Genomic DNA, 15,291 nt, shown 5'->3' on the forward strand with positions numbered 1-15,291 from the left:
CCACCGCTCGGGCCCGCTACTCCGCCGCCGGATCGGCGATCCGCTCGGCCAGCCGGCCGACCTCGTGGAGGAACGAGCGGTGCCCGAGGGAGCGGTAGACGTCGTCGCCCCGGACCTGCGAGACCGCCGCGGTCTCCAGCAGCGCCAGCACCCCCAGGCCGATGACGGCCGCCTCCGCCTCCGAGACCGGCTCACGGCCCTTGCCGACCAGCCGCACCAGTTCGTCCAGCAGCTGGGTGCGGATCTCGTGGCGCAGCGCCTCCGCCTCCTGGCTCATGCCGGCCGAGGACACGAAGAACACGGTGGCGGCGGAGCGGTGTTCGCTGAGCCAGACCACCAGCCCCGTGACGACCGGTCCGATGTCCGAGCCCGGCCGGTGCGCCTCGGTGAGAGACTCCACCTGTTCACGCAGCGCCGCGGCGAACACCCGCATACCCTCGACCAGGACCTGGTCCTTGGAGGAGAAGTGGTAGTACACCGCGGCCGACGTCATCTCCGCCCGCGCCGCGATGTCGGCCACCGTCACCTCGTCCGGAGGCTGGGTGGCGAAGAGCTCCGTGGCTGCTTCGATGACCCACTGCCGGCGCGAAGGGCGGTGAGCTGCGCGGGTTCCGGATGTAGTCATGCTGTCAAGTATGCAGTGATCTCCGTGCTCCAGATCCACCTGGGTGCCAGGATTTACGGGTCCGACCTGGGGGAGTAACTGGATAACATGGTCAGTACGCCGAGGCGCAGGTGCCCCGGTCGCGGCAACCGCGAGGGAGCATGATGGCCACCACGAACGGCAAGCAGCCCGCCCACCGTCCTTCGCGACGCCAGCACATCATCAGCGCCGCTGTCCGGGTGTTCGGCCGCAACGGCTTCGCGGAGACCAGTGTGCAGGACATCGCGGACGAGGCCGAGGTGGTGCCCACGGCCGTCTACTACCACTTCGCCGGCAAGGAGGAGCTGCTCGAACTGGCCATGCGGCGGGTCTTCGACCAGCTGAACACCGTCGTGGAGACGGCCCGGCCGGACACCGAGCCGGGTGACGCCGAGGGCCTGACGCGCGTCATCGACGCCGTGTGGGACTGGGTGGAGAAGAACCCCGACGAGGCCCGGCTCTACCAGGTCCAGATCGCCTCGGCGAACGGCAACATCAAGCTGTTGCGCGACGAGTTCGAGCAGCGGCACATCCAGCGGGCGTACGACTACCTGCCCGAGAGCAGCACCCGCAGCCCCCGGGCCGCCAAGGCGCGGCACGCCTCGCAGGCGCTCGCGGTGCGCACCCTGATCAGTACGACCATCCTGGTGACCGCGCTGCGGGCGGAGGGAGGGCCGCTGTCCCGGCTGCCCTCCCGGAGCGTGCAGGAGGCGGTCAGGGCGCTGGCGTTGCGGATCGTCGCCGCCGACCAGAGCGCCACGGCCGCGTCGGCCTGAGACGAGCGGGTGCCGGCGCCTCACGCCGGGGGGCGTCTCCCGGACCACCACGCGAGTGGGGACCGGGCTCGCCGACGCGGGGACACGGCTCGTGGTGACGGCACCGGCACCAGCGGGAGGGCACGGTTCGCCACACCGGTGGGGGCGGCTCGCCGGCGCGGGGACACGGCTCACCAGGGCAGCGGTCTGCGTTCGGCGAACAGTCCGCCCGTCGTCCCGTCGCCCTCCGGAAGGGTCGCCAGCCAGACCGGGGTGTCCGCGCCCACCTCCGGCCCGCGAGGGGCGGAGGCGCCGCCCATCGCGCTGCGGGTCCAGCCGGGGTCGGCCGCGTTGACCAGAACGCCCGTGCCGGTCAACTCGCCCGCGAGCATCCGGGTCAGGGCGTTGAGCGCGGTCTTGGAGACGCGGTAGGCGGGATGCCGGCCGGAGTCCATCAGCGCCAGCGAGCCGTACGAGCTGGTGAGGTTGACCACCCGCCCGTACCCCGCCCGCACCATGCCCGGGACGACGGCCTCGGCCATGCGCCAGGCACCCACGAGATTGATGTCCAGGGTGCTGCGCAGGACGTCCTCGTCGAGGTACGGCGGCCGCAGGTCGCCGTCCAGGGACACCCCGGCGTTGTTCACCAGGACGTCGATTCCGCCCCCGCCACCGACCAGTTCCCCGGCCTCCCGCACCGCTTCGGCGACGCTGCTCGCGGACCCCACGTCCAGGGCGAGCGGCAATGCCGCCGGGCCGATGGCGTGACACACCTCCGCGGCCGCCTCCCGCCTGCGCGCCCCGACCAGAACCCGCAGCCCCCGGTCCGCGAGCTGCCGGCAGATCTCCACGCCGATCCCGCGCGCGCCACCGGTGACCAGGGCGGTTCTGCTCTCACTCATGGCACGGCTCCTCGGTTCCGCGGCGGTCGCCGCTGTCGGTGTGCGGGGCGGGGGCGGGGCGGTCCGGTCAGACCGTCAGCACCGCGCACGCGCTGATTCCCGGCGCCCCGTACACGTGGGTGAAGCCCACCCGGGGCCGGCCCGGCACCTGCGTTCCCGGCGCGCGGCCCTGCAACTGCCGTACGACCTCGTGGAACTGGCGCAGCCCGGAGGCCCCGACCGGTTCGCCGCCCGCCAGGCACCCGCCGTCGGTGTTCACGGGGATCCGGCCCGTGGGTTCGGTGTCTCCCGCGGCGAGCAGTTCCTCCTGCTCGCCGTGGCCGCACAGCCCGGTCTCCGCCAGGTGGATCAACTCCGAGCCGCTGTCGGTGTCCTGCAACTGCGCGACCCGCACATCGGCGGGCCGCAGACCGGCCCCCCGGAAGGCCGCCTCCGCCGCGTCGACGCTCGGGGAGCGATGCGGTCCGGGCGGCAGCCAGGGCGAGAAGACCTCGAACGAGCCGAACCGTCTGGTCCGGAAGGCCAGGGACGCCAGTTTCACCGGCTGTTCGCACAGGTCGAACGCGCGGTCGCCGCGGGCCAGTACCAGGGCGGCCGCGCCCTGGCCGGGAGAGCAGAACATGTACTGGGTGAGCGGCGGGCTCACCTCGGCGGAGTGCAGGATCTCCTCCTCCGTCAGCTCCTTGCGCCGCCAGGCCAGAGGGTGCCGGGAGCCGTTGCGGAAGGCGCGCGCGGCCACCGTCGCCAGCGCCCGCTCCGGTATGCCGTGCTCGTGCAGGTAGCGCTGCGTCTTGAGGGCGAAGAACTGGGTCGTCAGCATCATCCCGGTCTCCGCGTACCAGTCGGGGAGGCCGTACCGGGCCGCGGAGACGTGGAACGCGCCCCGTTCGTGCTTGTCGAAGCCCACGGCCAGGCCCAGCGACGCCTCGCCCGCCCGCAGCGCGTTGGCCACCGCGAGCACCGTCGAGGCTCCGGTCGCACAGCCGTTCTGCACGTTGACGAACGGCACACCGGTCAGCCCCAGCCGGCCCACGAGCGTGTCGGGTTTTCCGGACACGTCGGAGCCGCCCGCCGCGTAGCCGATGTCCTCCCAGGTGACACCGGCGTCGGCCAGCGCCTCCCGCGCCGCGCGGACGGCCATGTCCATCCCGGTGACCGTCTCGTCGCGGCCGAAGGGGTGCATCCCGCATCCGACCACGTAGATCTCGTCCGCCCGGCTCATCGCCGGCCTCCTCGGTCCGGACGGAACGCGAACGTCAGCACGTCGGTCCCGTCCTCGTCCTGGTACGCGGGGGTGGTGGTGAGTCGGACCGGAAGTCCGATCTCCACCTCCTGGCGGGAGACCTCGAGGCGTGCCTCGACCAGCACCTCGCCGAGGTCCACATAGCCCACGTGATAGGGCCGGTGACCGTCGGCCGGCGGCCGGTACGGCGGCTTGGGCGGGAACGCCTGGAGCGTCCACGACCACACCCGCCCCCGCAGGGGCAGCGGGTGTGCCGACATGGTCCCGTCCGAACACCTGGGGCAGGAGTCCTGCCGGGGGAAGACGACGGTGCCGCACCCCGTGCAGCGCGCCCCCACGAGGCGTGGGGGATCCGCGCCGTCGAACAGGCCGTCGTCGATGAGTCTGCTGGTCATGCTGTCGTCCTGTTCTCCTACCGGCTGCGGGCTACCAGCCCAGCAGCCCGGCGAGCCGTTCCCGGTGGTGCGCGGCACCGCCCAGAAGCACGGCGTCGGACTGTGCGCGCCGGAAGTACAGATGCGCGTCGTGCTCCCAGGTGAAGCCCATGCCGCCGTGCAGCTGGACGCACTCCGCCGCGACGAAGGTGAACGCCTCGCCGCACCAGGCCTGTGCCACCGCCGCGGCCTCCGCGAGCGCTTCCGGTGTCCCGGCCGCGCGGACCGCCCGGACCACCGCGGACCGCGCGGACTCCACCTGGAGCAGCATGTCGGTGCAGGTGTGCTTGACCGCCTGGAAGCTGCCGATCGACCTGCCGAACTGCGTACGGTCCCGCACATGCGCGACGGTCATGTCCAACGCCGCCTGCGCGCCGCCCAGTTGTTCGGCGGCCAGTGCCACCAGGGCCGTGTCCAGGGAGCGCGTGACGACCTCCGTACCCTCGCCCCCGGCGGTCAGCGCACGGGCCCGGGCACCGGTGAAGGTGACCACCGCCTGGCCGCGGCTCAGGTCCAGTGTGGGCACCCGGCGGACGGTCACGCCCGGTTCGTGCGGGTCGGCGAGGAACAGGTCCACGCCGTCGGGACCGGTGGCCGCGACCACCAGGACCTCGGCGTCGGCCCCGTCCAGGACGAACGGCGCGGTGCCGTCGAGGACCGCGACGCCACCGCGCCACGTCACCCCCACCGGCACGGCGTCCGGCCGCCACACACCGTCGGGCGCGGCCACCGCGAGCGCGTGCACCCGGCCTTCGGCCACCTCCGTCAGAGCCTTCGCAGCGGTACCGCAGCCGGCCAGTACCTGCCCGGCCAGCACGGTGGACGACAGCAGCGGCACCGGCGCCAGCGTCCTGCCGAGTTCCTCGCAGACCACGGCGATCTCCGCGAGGCCGCCGATCCCGCCCACGTCCGCCGGCAGGCCGAGCGCCGCGAGCCCCACCTGACGGCCGAGGGTGTCCCACAGGGCGGCGTGGATACCGGGGGAGCCCTCGTCGAGCTCGCGCGCCGCGGCGATGCCGCCCGCGTCCGCGCACACCGACCGCACGGTCTCGCGCAGATCATCGAGGTCGGCCTCGGACGCCTCGCTCACGCCGCCCGCCGGGCCGGTCACGGTGGTCATGTCGCCGTCCTGTTCTGGCCGTTGCCGTTGCCGTTGCCGTTGCCGTTGCCGTTGCCGTTGCCACTGCCACTGCCACTGCCACTGCCACTGCCACTTCCGTCGCCGTCGCTCCGGCTGCCCTCGCGCCGCAGCGCGCTGTGCGCCGCCGCCATCCGGGCGACCGGCACGCGGTGCGCCGAGCAGGAGACGTAGTCCAGTCCCAGGTCGTCGCAGAACGCGATCGACTCGGGGTCCCCGCCGTGCTCACCGCACACGCCGAGCTTGATGTCCGGCCGTACGCTCCTCGCCCGCTCCACGGCCAGGGCGATCAGCGCGCCGACCCCGTGCGGGTCGAGCCGTGCGAACGGGCTGGCGGTGAGGAACCCGCGCTCCTGGTACGAGGCGAGCACCTGGCGTTCCACGTCGTCCCTGGAGAAGCCGTAGGTGAGCTGGGTGAGGTCGTTCGTGCCGAAGGAGAAGAACTCGGCGTGCTCGGCGAGTTCGGCGGCCAGCAGGGCCGCCCGCGGAGTCTCGATCATGGTGCCCAGCCGGTACGGCACGTCGACACCGGTGCGAGCGGACACCGTAGCGGCGGCTTCGCGCACGAAGGAAGCGGCGGCCCGGAGTTCCTTCGGCAGACTGACCAGCGGGATCATCACCTCCAGTTCGGGCCGGACGCCGGTCGCCGCCACCTCGGCCCACGCCGAGAACAGCGCCTCGGCCTGCGCCGGGTACAGCCGCTCGTGCAGCAGCGCCAGACGCACGCCGCGCAGCCCGAGCATGGGGTTGGCCTCCCGCAGCGACGCCGCTCGCTGCTCCTCGGCCGCGTCCCGGGCCTCGCCGGGAGCGGGCAGGAACTCGTGCAGCGGCGCGTCCAGCAGGCGCACGGTGACCGGGCGGTCGCCGACCGCGGCCAGCAGCGCCTTGAAGTCCTCGTGCTGTGCGTGCTCCAGGGCGAGCAGCGCCTCGTCGCGGGCCGCCGGGTCGGCGGCCAGGATCACCCCGCGGATCAGCGGCAGCCGCTCGCCGAGGAACTGGTGCTCCGTACGGCACAGGCCCACACCCTCCGCGCCGAGGGCGACGGCGGTGTCCACCTCCGCCGCGGTGTCGGCGTTGGCGCGCACCCCGAGCCGCCGCGCCCCGTCCGCCCACCCCAGCAGGGTGGACAGCTCCGGCGGCGGGCCGGCGACGGTGACCGGCAGCGTTCCGGCGTAGACGGCTCCGGTGCGGCCGTCGAGCGACACCGCGTCGCCCTCGCGCAGCAGCCGGTCGCCGATGTGGACCGTGCCCGCGGCCCGGTCCACCCGCAGTCCCTCCGCGCCGCACACCGCGGGCTTGCCGGCGCCGCGTGCCACCACGGCCGCGTGCGAGGCGATGCCTCCGCTGGAGGTGAGTACCGCGGCGGCGGCCAGCATGCCGGGGACGTCGGCTGGGGTGGTCTCGTGCATCACCAGCACGGCGGGGGTGTCCTCGGCGGCCAGCTCCAGGGCGCGTTCGCCGGACAGCGCGATGACACCGGCCGCGGCCCCGGGGGAGGCGGCCAGCCCGCGCACGAGCAGGTCCTCGTCGCCGGTCAGTCTCAGTTGCGGGTGCAGCAGCTCCTGCACCTGCGCGGGAGATATCCGGCGTACCGCCTGTGCCTTCTCCAGCGCGCCGTCCCGGGCCAGGTCCGCCGCCAGGCACACCGAGGCGCGCAGGGGCGGACGGCTCTGTGCCGAGGCGGCGAGCAGGGAGATCTCGCCGTCGCGCACCTCGAAGTCGACGGACACCGGCGCGTGCAGATGGCGTTCGAGTGTGAGCAGCGCGTGGTCGAGGAGGGTCGTGCCCGTCGACAGCTTCTCCAGCGGCTCACCGGTGTGCGGGGGCGGCGCGCTGCGGCGCACCCCCCGGAAGAAGGCGCCCTGGGCGCCGAAGCGGCCGGTCGCGGCGTGGCGGCTGACCGCCGTGCCGTAGCCGGAGCGTTCCGCGGGGCCGATGCGCAGCGCCTGTACGTGCAGGGCGATGCCGAGGTCGGCGGGAAGCTTCTGGGCCCGGCGTGATCTGCGTGCGCGCGGTGAGTCCCAGCGGGCGAGGACCGCCCGGGCGGCCAGGGCGAGCTGCTCGGCCGGGTCGTCGGGGTAGGGCCGCTCGGCGTGCCGTGCGACCAGGGAGAGCAGTGCCTCGACCCGGGCGCGGGGCTCCGGGGCGTCCAGGAGAGCGTCGTCCAGCACCGCGGCCGGTATGCCGAGGGCGTACTCCGCGATCATCCGGACGGTGGCCGCCCACACCTCGTGGAGCGCTTCCGCGCCGCCGATGACCGCGCACAGGTTGTCGGCGTCGCTCGGTGTGACGCCGAGACAGGCGAGGTCGGGCGGCAGTCCGGCGACCTCGCCCGGCGCGCTCGCCGACAGCCGTAGCAGCAGCGGCCGGGCCGGGTCGCCGACCCTGCGTCCCGACAACTGCTCGACGAGTGCGACGGCCGCCCGTGCGGTGCCGGGCTCGGCCAGCGCCCGCGCGGAGCCCGCGGGCACGGTCAGGCCCGGTACCACCGGCAGCCCGAGGGCCACCAGCCGGTCCATCGCGACGCCGTGCGCGCCCAGGCCGTCGGCGTCCAGTCCCCGGATCAGTCCCTGGCCGTACGGCACCAGGGCGAGGCCGGCGGCCTCCGGCGGGGCGACGGCGCCGGCCGGCCGGTCGGTGACGCTCACCCCCGGCTCCTTCGGACGAGCTTCTCCTCCAGGACCTCGTCTTCGGCCCGGCTGATCCCGAGGACCAGCAGCAGTTCCTGGTGCAGCCGCATCCACACGGTGTGGTACGAGTCGCACAGCGGGGAGGCCAGCCACTGGGCGCCCCCGTCGTCGAACTGGTCGAGCGCCTCCTCCAGGCCGGTGAGATACCGGCCGCTGCCCGCGACCAGCCGCTCCAGCCTGCGCAGCACCGGCTGGATGGCCTCGTGCACGTCCTCCAGCATCTCGCGCACCCCGGCGTCGTAGACGCTGTCGGTGTGGTCGTTGACACTGCCGTCGGGCCGGCACTGCCAGGCCGTGCAGACCTCGCGCACCGTGCGGTTGACCGGCAGGAACGCCTCGTAGACCGCGTTGATCCGCTCCCGGTGCTCCGAGTCCGCCGGAATCCGCAGCGTCCTCGCCACGGCGTTCTTGGCGTACTCGGTGGGCAGCACCATGGGGCCCTTCACCATGGCGAGCCCGGCGTCGACCAGGGGGCGGTAGCGGGCCTCCGGCACCCCGCGCCACATGCCGCGCAGTACGAGGTCGACGACGGCTTCGGTGAGGGACTTGTCGAACGTGTCTGTCCGCTCCGCGGCAGCAGGATGCATGTCCACACCTTCTCCTGTGGGGCGCGGGCTCAGGCCGCGCGGCGACGGTGACCGGGTCGCTGGGACCGCGGTGGGTGGTGCGTCGCAGCTGACTGCGATCGGTGTTGCCCGGAGGTTACGCTCAGGCCACCCTGTTAGTGAAGAGGTACTCAAGAAACACTTTGCCGCGACTCCGGTGCCGGCGGCGTCGAGGGCGCCCTGACGCGGGACCTGGCGGCGAGGAACGACTCCATCGCGGCCTGGGCCTCCGCCCCGCCGGCCAGGGCGGCGATCGAGCGCGCCTCCTCGGCGAGCTGCCTCTCCAGCGGCGCCTCGGCGCCCGCCCGCAGCAGCTCCTTCGCGGCCCGCAGTGCCGTACCGGACCCGGCCGCGAGGTCGGCGGCGGTCCGGTACGCGCTGTCGTCCAGCTCGTCCTCGTCCACGAGCCGGGACACCAGTCCCCACCGTTCGGCGTCCTCGCCGGTCAGCACCCGGTTGGTGAGGATCAGGTCCGCCGCCCGCCGAGGGCCCAGCAGCCGTTGCAGTACCCAGGACGCGCCGCAGTCGGGGGTGAGCCCGATCGCCGTGTACGCCAGCCGGAAGCGCGCGGACCGGGCCGCCACCACGACGTCGGCCGCCAGGGCCAGCCCGATCCCGCCGCCCGCCGCCGCGCCGCGCACGGCGCTCACCACGGGCACCGGCAGCTCGTGCAGGGCCCGCACGGCCTCGTGCGCGGCGGAGGCGACCGCGTGCACATAGGAGGCGGTGTCGGCGCCCCGGCCGGTGAAGGCGCGCAGGTCACCGCCCACGCAGAAGGTGCCCCCCGCCGCCCGTAGCAGGACCGCGCGGCCGGGATCCGCGGTGACCCCGGCGACCGTGTCGCGCAGGGCCTCGGCGGTGGGGAGATCCAGGGCATTTCCCCGTCCGGGGTCGTCCAGCAGCAGCTCGACGACTCCGTCGGGGTGGCGGACGACCCGGACCGGTTGGGTGCTCATCGGAGGTCTTCTCCCATCGTGGAGACGGCCGTCTCTCGTCGTCGGGAACGGCTCGTCGAAACGGTGCTCACATACTGGACCCGTCATACAGTTTCGGCAATGGTCGTTCGTTTTCTCTGTAGGCCTTCGCTGGACAGCGGGATGTTCGCTGTCGACCGGGGGAAAGATACTTAATTCGTTGTACAGTTTCGGCGATGCGGCGGGCACCGGCGCCCGCACGCCTGTCGGCGGGAGGAACCGTGCCGATCCAGTTCGATGTCGATCCGTCAGTCGCCCGGCTTGCCGAGGCCACCGCGGAATTCGTCCGCGAGGTGGTGATCCCGGCCGAGCGCGAGTGCGGCGGGTCCGTCCACGACGCCCCGCAGGCGCTGCGGGAGGCCCTGCAGAAGGGGGCTCGTGAGGCGGGCGTGTTCGCGCCGCACGTTCCCGGGCGGTGGGGCGGGCACGGGCTCGACCTGCGTGGTCAGGCGGTGGTGTTCGAAGCCGCCGGGTACTCCGTGCTCGGCCCGCTGGCGCTGAACTGCGCTGCTCCGGACGAGGGCAACATGCACCTGCTCGACAAGGTGGCCACCGAGGAGCAGAAGGCGCGCTACCTGCGCCCGCTGGCCGCCGGCGAGTACCGCTCGTGCTTCGCGATGACCGAACCGGCGCCGGGCGCCGGCGCGGACCCGCGCGCGCTGCGGACCACGGCGGTGCGGGTTCCGGGTGGCTGGCGCATCGACGGGCGCAAGTGGTTCATCACGGGGGCCGACGGCGCCGACTTCACCATCGTGATGGCCCGCACCGAGGGCAGCCCCGGGGGCTCGGGCGGTGCCACCATGTTCCTCGTCGACGCCGGCAACCCGGGCATGCGCATCGTCAGGAACATCGACACGCTCGACGAGAGCCTCTTCGCCGGACACAGCGAGGTCGCGTTCGAGGAGTGCGTGGTGGGCGAGGGGCAGGTGCTCGGCCAGGTGCACCGGGGCTTCGAGAACGCCCAGGTCCGCCTGGGTCCGGCCCGGTTGACGCACTGCATGCGCTGGCTGGGCGCCGCGACCCGCGCCCGGGACGTCGCCCTGGAGCGGGCCGGGACCCGCGAGGCGTTCGGCTCGCTGCTCGGGGATCTCGGCATGGTGCAGCAGATGCTGGCCGACTCCGAGATCGACATAGAGGCGAGCCGCGCGCTGATCTGGCGTACGGCCTGGGAGTTGGACAACGGCTCCGCCGCTGCCGCGCAGTTCTCCTCGGTGTCCAAGGTCTTCGTGGCGGAGGCCGTGGGCCGGATCGTCGACCGGGCGGTGCAGATCTGTGGCGCGCTGGGGATCTCGGCCGAGGACGCCCCGCTGGCGCGTCTGGTCAGAGAGGTGCGGCCGTTCCGGATCTACGACGGCCCGTCCGAGACCCATCGGTTCGCCATCGCGCGCCGTGCGGTGAAGCCGTACCGGCAACCCCGGCCGGCCGTGGGCGACGGCTCCTGACGAGGTGTCGGTCGCCGGCCCGGAGTCCTACTTACTTGTCATTGACTACAGCCAGTTCATGGGGGAAGCTGCTGGAGCCGTATGACGCGGGGAGTGCTTCCGGCTCCCCGGGGTCGTGCGGTTTTCCCACCCTAGAATACTAGGACGTCCTAGTAAATGCCGGAGTGCATCGTGACCGCTGGCTTGCCCGCACCGCAACTTCACCAGGCGCAGCACCCCGTGCGCCTGGTCACCGCGTCCAGCCTCTTCGACGGCCACGACGCCTCGATCAACATCATGCGGCGCATCCTCCAGGCGCAGGGTGCCGAGGTCGTCCACCTCGGGCACAACCGCTCGGTGGGCGAGATCGTGGACGCCGCCGTGGAGGAGGACGTCCAGGGTGTCGCCGTCAGCTCCTACCAGGGCGGCCACGTCGAGTACTTCGAATACCTCGCCGAACTGCTCCGCGAACGCGGCGCCGGCCATGTGAAGGTGTTCGGCGGGGGCGGCGGGGTGATCGTCCCCGAGGAGATACAGCGCCTCGCCGCGGCGGGGGTGCGGATCTTCTCCCCCGAGGACGGCCAGCGCCTGGGCCTCGCCGGAATGATCAACACCATCGTCAGGGACTGCGACTCCGCTCCCTGGCGGGACACCCCCGCGCGGCTCCCCTCCGTGCTGGCCGGCGAACGCCCCGCGCTCGCCCGGATGCTCAGCGCCCTGCAGTGCGCCACGGTGCCGGACGAGGACCTGCGGGCGCTGCGCGCCGCCGCGGCCGCGCGCTCCGTACCCGTCCTCGGCATCACCGGCACGGGCGGCGCGGGCAAGTCCTCCCTGACCGACGAGCTGGTACGGCGACTGCGCGTCGACCAGCAGGACAAGCTGCGGGTGGCCGTGCTCGCCGTCGACCCGACCCGGCGGCGCGGCGGCGGGGCGCTGCTCGGCGACCGGATCCGGATGAACTCCCTCGACGGCGACCGGGTCTTCTTCCGGTCCCTGGCCACCCGCGGCCACCACGAACTCCCCGAAGGCCTCGCCGACTCCATCGCCGCCTGCAAGGCCGCCGGATACGACCTGGTCATCGTCGAGACCCCCGGCATCGGTCAGGGTGACGCCGCCATCGCCCCGTACTCCGACGTCTCGCTGTACGTCATGACGCCCGAGTTCGGTGCCGCCTCCCAGCTCGAGAAGATCGACATGCTGGACTTCGCCGACGTGGTCGCCATCAACAAGTTCGAGCGGCGCGGCGCGGCGGACGCCATGCGTGACGTCGGGCGCCAACTGGTGCGCAACCGCGAGGCGTTCACCTCGCGGCCGGAGGACATGCCGGTCTTCGGCACCAGCGCCGCCACCTTCAACGACGACGGCGTCACCGCCCTCTACCAGCACCTGCTCGGCCTGCTCACCGAGCACGGGCTCCCGGCCGCCCCCGGCACCCTCCCGGTGACCACCGTGCGGCACTCCAGCGGAGCGGCGCAGATCGTGCCCACCGCCCGGGTGCGCTACCTCGCCGAGATCGCCGAGACCGTACGCGGCTACCACGCCGGCACCGCGGCCCAGGCCCGGGCCGCCCGGCGCGTCCAGCGGCTGACCGCCGTACGGGACGAGCTGACCGCTGCCGGGGCACCCACCGCCGACGTCGAAAAGCTGCTCGCCGACGCCGAGGGCGGCATCGACCCGTCCACGCGACGCCTGCTCGCGGACTGGCCGGAGACCGTACAGGCGTACTCGGGCGAGGAACTGGTGACCGTGGTCCGAGGCCGCGAACTGCGCACCGCCCTCGTCCGCGAGTCGCTCTCCGGCAGCCTCGTGCCGCGCGTCTCCCTGCCCCGCTACGAGGACCACGGTGAACTCCTGCGCTTCCTGCGTGCGGAGAACCTGCCGGGCAGGTTCCCGTTCACGGCCGGTGTGTTCCCGTTCAAGCGCGAAGGCGAGGACCCGGCTCGGATGTTCGCCGGCGAGGGCGACCCGCAGCGCACCAACCGCCGCTTCCATTACCTCTCCCGGCACAGTGAGGCCACCCGGCTGTCCACCGCCTTCGACTCGGTCACCCTCTACGGCCACGACCCCGCCGTCCGCCCCGACGTCTACGGCAAGATCGGGACGTCGGGCGTCTCTGTGGCCACCCTCGACGACATGAAGGCGCTCTACGCGGGCTTCGACCTCACCGCGCCCACCACCTCGGTGTCCATGACCATCAACGGCCCGGCGCCCACGGTCCTCGCCTTCTTCCTCAACACCGCCGTCGACCAGCGGCTCGACGCCTTCACCGCCGAGCACGGCCGCGAACCGACCGCCGAGGAGTCCGGCGAGATCCGGGCGTACGTCCTGCAGAACGTGCGGGGCACGGTCCAGGCCGACATCCTCAAGGAGGACCAGGGCCAGAACACCTGCCTGTTCTCCACCGAGTTCAGCCTGCGGATGATGGCCGACATCCAGGAGTGGTTCATCGAGCAGGGCGTACGCAACTTCTACTCGGTGTCCATCTCCGGCTACCACATCGCCGAGGCCGGCGCGAACCCCATCAGCCAGCTCGCCTTCACGCTCTCCAACGGCTTCACCTACGTCGAGTCGTATTTGGCACGCGGCATGGACATCGACGACTTCGCGCCCAACCTGTCGTTCTTCTTCTCCAACGGCATGGACCCCGAGTACTCGGTGCTCGGCCGGGTGGCCCGCCGCATCTGGGCGGTGGCCATGCGAGAGAGGTACGGGGCGGGGGAGCGCAGCCAGAAACTCAAGTACCACGTGCAGACCTCGGGCCGGTCCCTGCACGCGCAGGAGATGGACTTCAACGACATCCGCACCACCCTGCAGGCACTCATCGCCGTCTACGACAACTGCAACAGCCTGCACACCAACGCCTACGACGAGGCGGTCACCACCCCGACCGAGGACTCGGTCCGCCGGGCACTCGCCATCCAGCTCGTCATCGACCGCGAGTGGGGTCTGGCGATGAACGAGAACCCGCTCCAGGGCTCGTACGTCATCGACGAACTCACCGACCTCGTCGAAGAGGCCGTACTGACCGAGTTCGAGCGGATCAGCGAGCGCGGGGGAGTTCTCGGCGCCATGGAGACGGGCTACCAGCGCGGCCGTATCCAGGACGAGTCGATGCTCTACGAGCAGCGCAAGCACGACGGCACACTCCCCGTCATCGGGGTCAACACCTTCCGCAGGCCGGGCGGTGACAGCGACCACCAGGTGGTGGAGCTGGCCCGCGCCACCGAGGGGGAGAAGCAGTCCCAGCTCGCCCGGGTCGAGGATTTCCGCGGCCGTCACCGCGTCGAGACCGAGGCCGCCCTCACCGAACTCAGGCGCGCCGCCACCAGCGGAGAGAACGTCTTCGCCGTCCTGATGGACGCGGCCCGGGTCTGCTCGCTCCAGCAGATCACCGAGGCGTTCTTCGAAGTCGGCGGGGAATACCGCCGCAACGTCTGATCCCGCTCCGAACAGGCGCTCAACAGGACCTGACCTCAAGCCTGTTCCGTTTCGTCTCCCCGTCCCCTCGTCCTACGCAAAGGGCCACCCGCATGGAAACTGTCTCGCGTCTCGGTGTCGTCGGCTGCGGCCTCATGGGCTCCGGCATCGCCGAAGTCGCCGCCCTGGGCGGTGTCGACGTCCTCGTCGCCGAGTCGTCCTCCGACGCGGCCACGGCCGGCCGCCGGCGCGTCGAGGCCTCCCTCGACCGTGGTCTGCGCCGCGGCAAGATCACCGAAGAGGCGCGCGACGGTGCGCGCTCCCGGCTGAGCTACACCGCCGACCTCAAGGACATGGCCGACCGCCAGTTCGTGATCGAGGCCGTCGCCGAGAACCGCGACCTGAAGGCGGGTGTCCTGCGCACCCTCGACCAGGTCGTGACCGATCCCGAGGCCGTTCTCGCCACCAACACCTCGTCGATTCCCATCGTGGACCTGGCGGTGGCGACCCGGCGGCCCACCCATGTCCTGGGCCTGCACTTCTTCAACCCCGTACCGGTACAGGCGCTGGTGGAGATCATTCCGGCCCTGACCACGAGCCCCGACACGGTCGTACGGGCCAGGGCCTTCGTCTCCGAGGCCCTGGGCAAGGAGGTCGTCGAGGCGAGCGACCGCTCCGGGTTCGTCGTCAACGCTCTCCTCGTGCCCTATCTGCTCGCCGCGGTGCGGATGGTGGAGGCCGGAGCCGCGACCGCGCAGGACATCGACCGCGGTATGGAACTGGGCTGCGCCCACCCCATGGGTCCACTGCGCCTGCTCGACCTCATCGGTCTGGACACCGCACAGGCGGTCGCGGAGTCGATGTACGAGGAGTTCAAGGAGCCGCTGTACGCGCCTCCCGCGTTGCTGCGCCGCATGGTCGCCGCCGGCCGGCTGGGCCGCAAGAGCGGCCAGGGGTTCTACGACCACGCCGTGTGACGGCGGTTCCACGACCCCTTCGTCCGACCGTGGGTTCCACGACCTTCCGCCCGAGAGCGGGGACGCGAGGACGGCGAGGGGCGGTCCGGTGG

The 15,291-nt window shown here is 72.5% G+C and carries 12 protein-coding genes; 4 read left to right on the top strand and 8 right to left on the bottom strand.

Annotation, left to right across the window (positions count from 1 at the left end; translation table 11 throughout):
• Positions 1–16 precede the first annotated feature (16 nt).
• Positions 17–625, bottom strand: coding sequence for a TetR/AcrR family transcriptional regulator (locus OG985_RS39855; RefSeq protein ID WP_371673251.1), 609 nt, complete (start codon positions 623–625; stop codon positions 17–19).
• Positions 626–765: 140 nt separating this feature from the next.
• Between OG985_RS39855 and OG985_RS39860 the strand changes: the two genes are divergently transcribed.
• Positions 766–1,419, top strand: a complete 654-nt coding sequence (locus OG985_RS39860; RefSeq protein WP_371673252.1) for a TetR/AcrR family transcriptional regulator — start codon at positions 766–768, stop codon at positions 1,417–1,419.
• Positions 1,420–1,589: 170 nt separating this feature from the next.
• Here OG985_RS39860 and OG985_RS39865 read toward each other — a convergent pair whose 3' ends face one another.
• From OG985_RS39865 to OG985_RS39895, 7 genes are all read right to left on the bottom strand, one after another.
• Entirely contained in the window at positions 1,590–2,300 is a 711-nt protein-coding gene (locus tag OG985_RS39865) for an SDR family NAD(P)-dependent oxidoreductase (RefSeq protein ID WP_371673253.1), read from the bottom strand.
• 67 nt (positions 2,301–2,367) lie between these two features.
• Entirely contained in the window at positions 2,368–3,522 is a 1,155-nt protein-coding gene (locus OG985_RS39870; protein WP_371673254.1) for a thiolase family protein, read from the bottom strand.
• On the bottom strand, positions 3,519–3,938 hold the full coding sequence (locus OG985_RS39875) for a Zn-ribbon domain-containing OB-fold protein (RefSeq protein ID WP_371673255.1): 420 nt from the start codon (positions 3,936–3,938) through the stop codon (positions 3,519–3,521). Before OG985_RS39875 ends, OG985_RS39870 begins: the two co-directional genes overlap by 4 nt.
• Before the next feature lie 31 nt (positions 3,939–3,969).
• The gene (locus OG985_RS39880) at positions 3,970–5,097 is read right to left on the bottom strand and encodes an acyl-CoA dehydrogenase family protein (protein ID WP_371673256.1); all 1,128 of its coding nucleotides are present in this window, start codon (positions 5,095–5,097) and stop codon (positions 3,970–3,972) included.
• Complete coding sequence (locus OG985_RS39885; protein ID WP_371673257.1) at positions 5,094–7,763, bottom strand: putative PEP-binding protein; 2,670 nt, start codon at positions 7,761–7,763, stop codon at positions 5,094–5,096. Before OG985_RS39885 ends, OG985_RS39880 begins: the two co-directional genes overlap by 4 nt.
• Positions 7,760–8,392 carry a hypothetical protein gene (locus OG985_RS39890; RefSeq protein ID WP_371673258.1) on the bottom strand — a complete coding sequence of 211 codons (633 nt, stop codon included), beginning with the start codon at positions 8,390–8,392 and terminating at the stop codon, positions 7,760–7,762. Before OG985_RS39890 ends, OG985_RS39885 begins: the two co-directional genes overlap by 4 nt.
• A 149-nt stretch (positions 8,393–8,541) precedes the next feature.
• Positions 8,542–9,366: an enoyl-CoA hydratase/isomerase family protein gene (locus tag OG985_RS39895; protein ID WP_371673259.1), complete on the bottom strand. Its 825-nt coding sequence runs from the start codon at positions 9,364–9,366 to the stop codon at positions 8,542–8,544.
• A gap of 239 nt (positions 9,367–9,605) precedes the next feature.
• On the opposite strand from OG985_RS39895, the gene OG985_RS39900 reads away from it, so the two are divergent.
• The 3 genes from OG985_RS39900 to OG985_RS39910 all read left to right on the top strand — a co-directional run bounded on the left by OG985_RS39900 (position 9,606) and on the right by OG985_RS39910 (position 15,199).
• Positions 9,606–10,826 carry an acyl-CoA dehydrogenase family protein gene (locus OG985_RS39900; protein WP_371673260.1) on the top strand — a complete coding sequence of 407 codons (1,221 nt, stop codon included), beginning with the start codon at positions 9,606–9,608 and terminating at the stop codon, positions 10,824–10,826.
• A gap of 171 nt (positions 10,827–10,997) precedes the next feature.
• Positions 10,998–14,243: a fused isobutyryl-CoA mutase/GTPase IcmF gene (gene icmF / locus OG985_RS39905; protein WP_371673261.1), complete on the top strand. Its 3,246-nt coding sequence runs from the start codon at positions 10,998–11,000 to the stop codon at positions 14,241–14,243.
• Between the two features lie 92 nt (positions 14,244–14,335).
• The gene (locus OG985_RS39910) at positions 14,336–15,199 is read left to right on the top strand and encodes a 3-hydroxybutyryl-CoA dehydrogenase (protein ID WP_371673262.1); all 864 of its coding nucleotides are present in this window, start codon (positions 14,336–14,338) and stop codon (positions 15,197–15,199) included.
• Positions 15,200–15,291: the final 92 nt, after the last annotated feature.

Source organism: Streptomyces sp. NBC_00289 (genome assembly GCF_041435115.1).
In the GTDB taxonomy this organism is placed as follows: domain Bacteria; phylum Actinomycetota; class Actinomycetes; order Streptomycetales; family Streptomycetaceae; genus Streptomyces.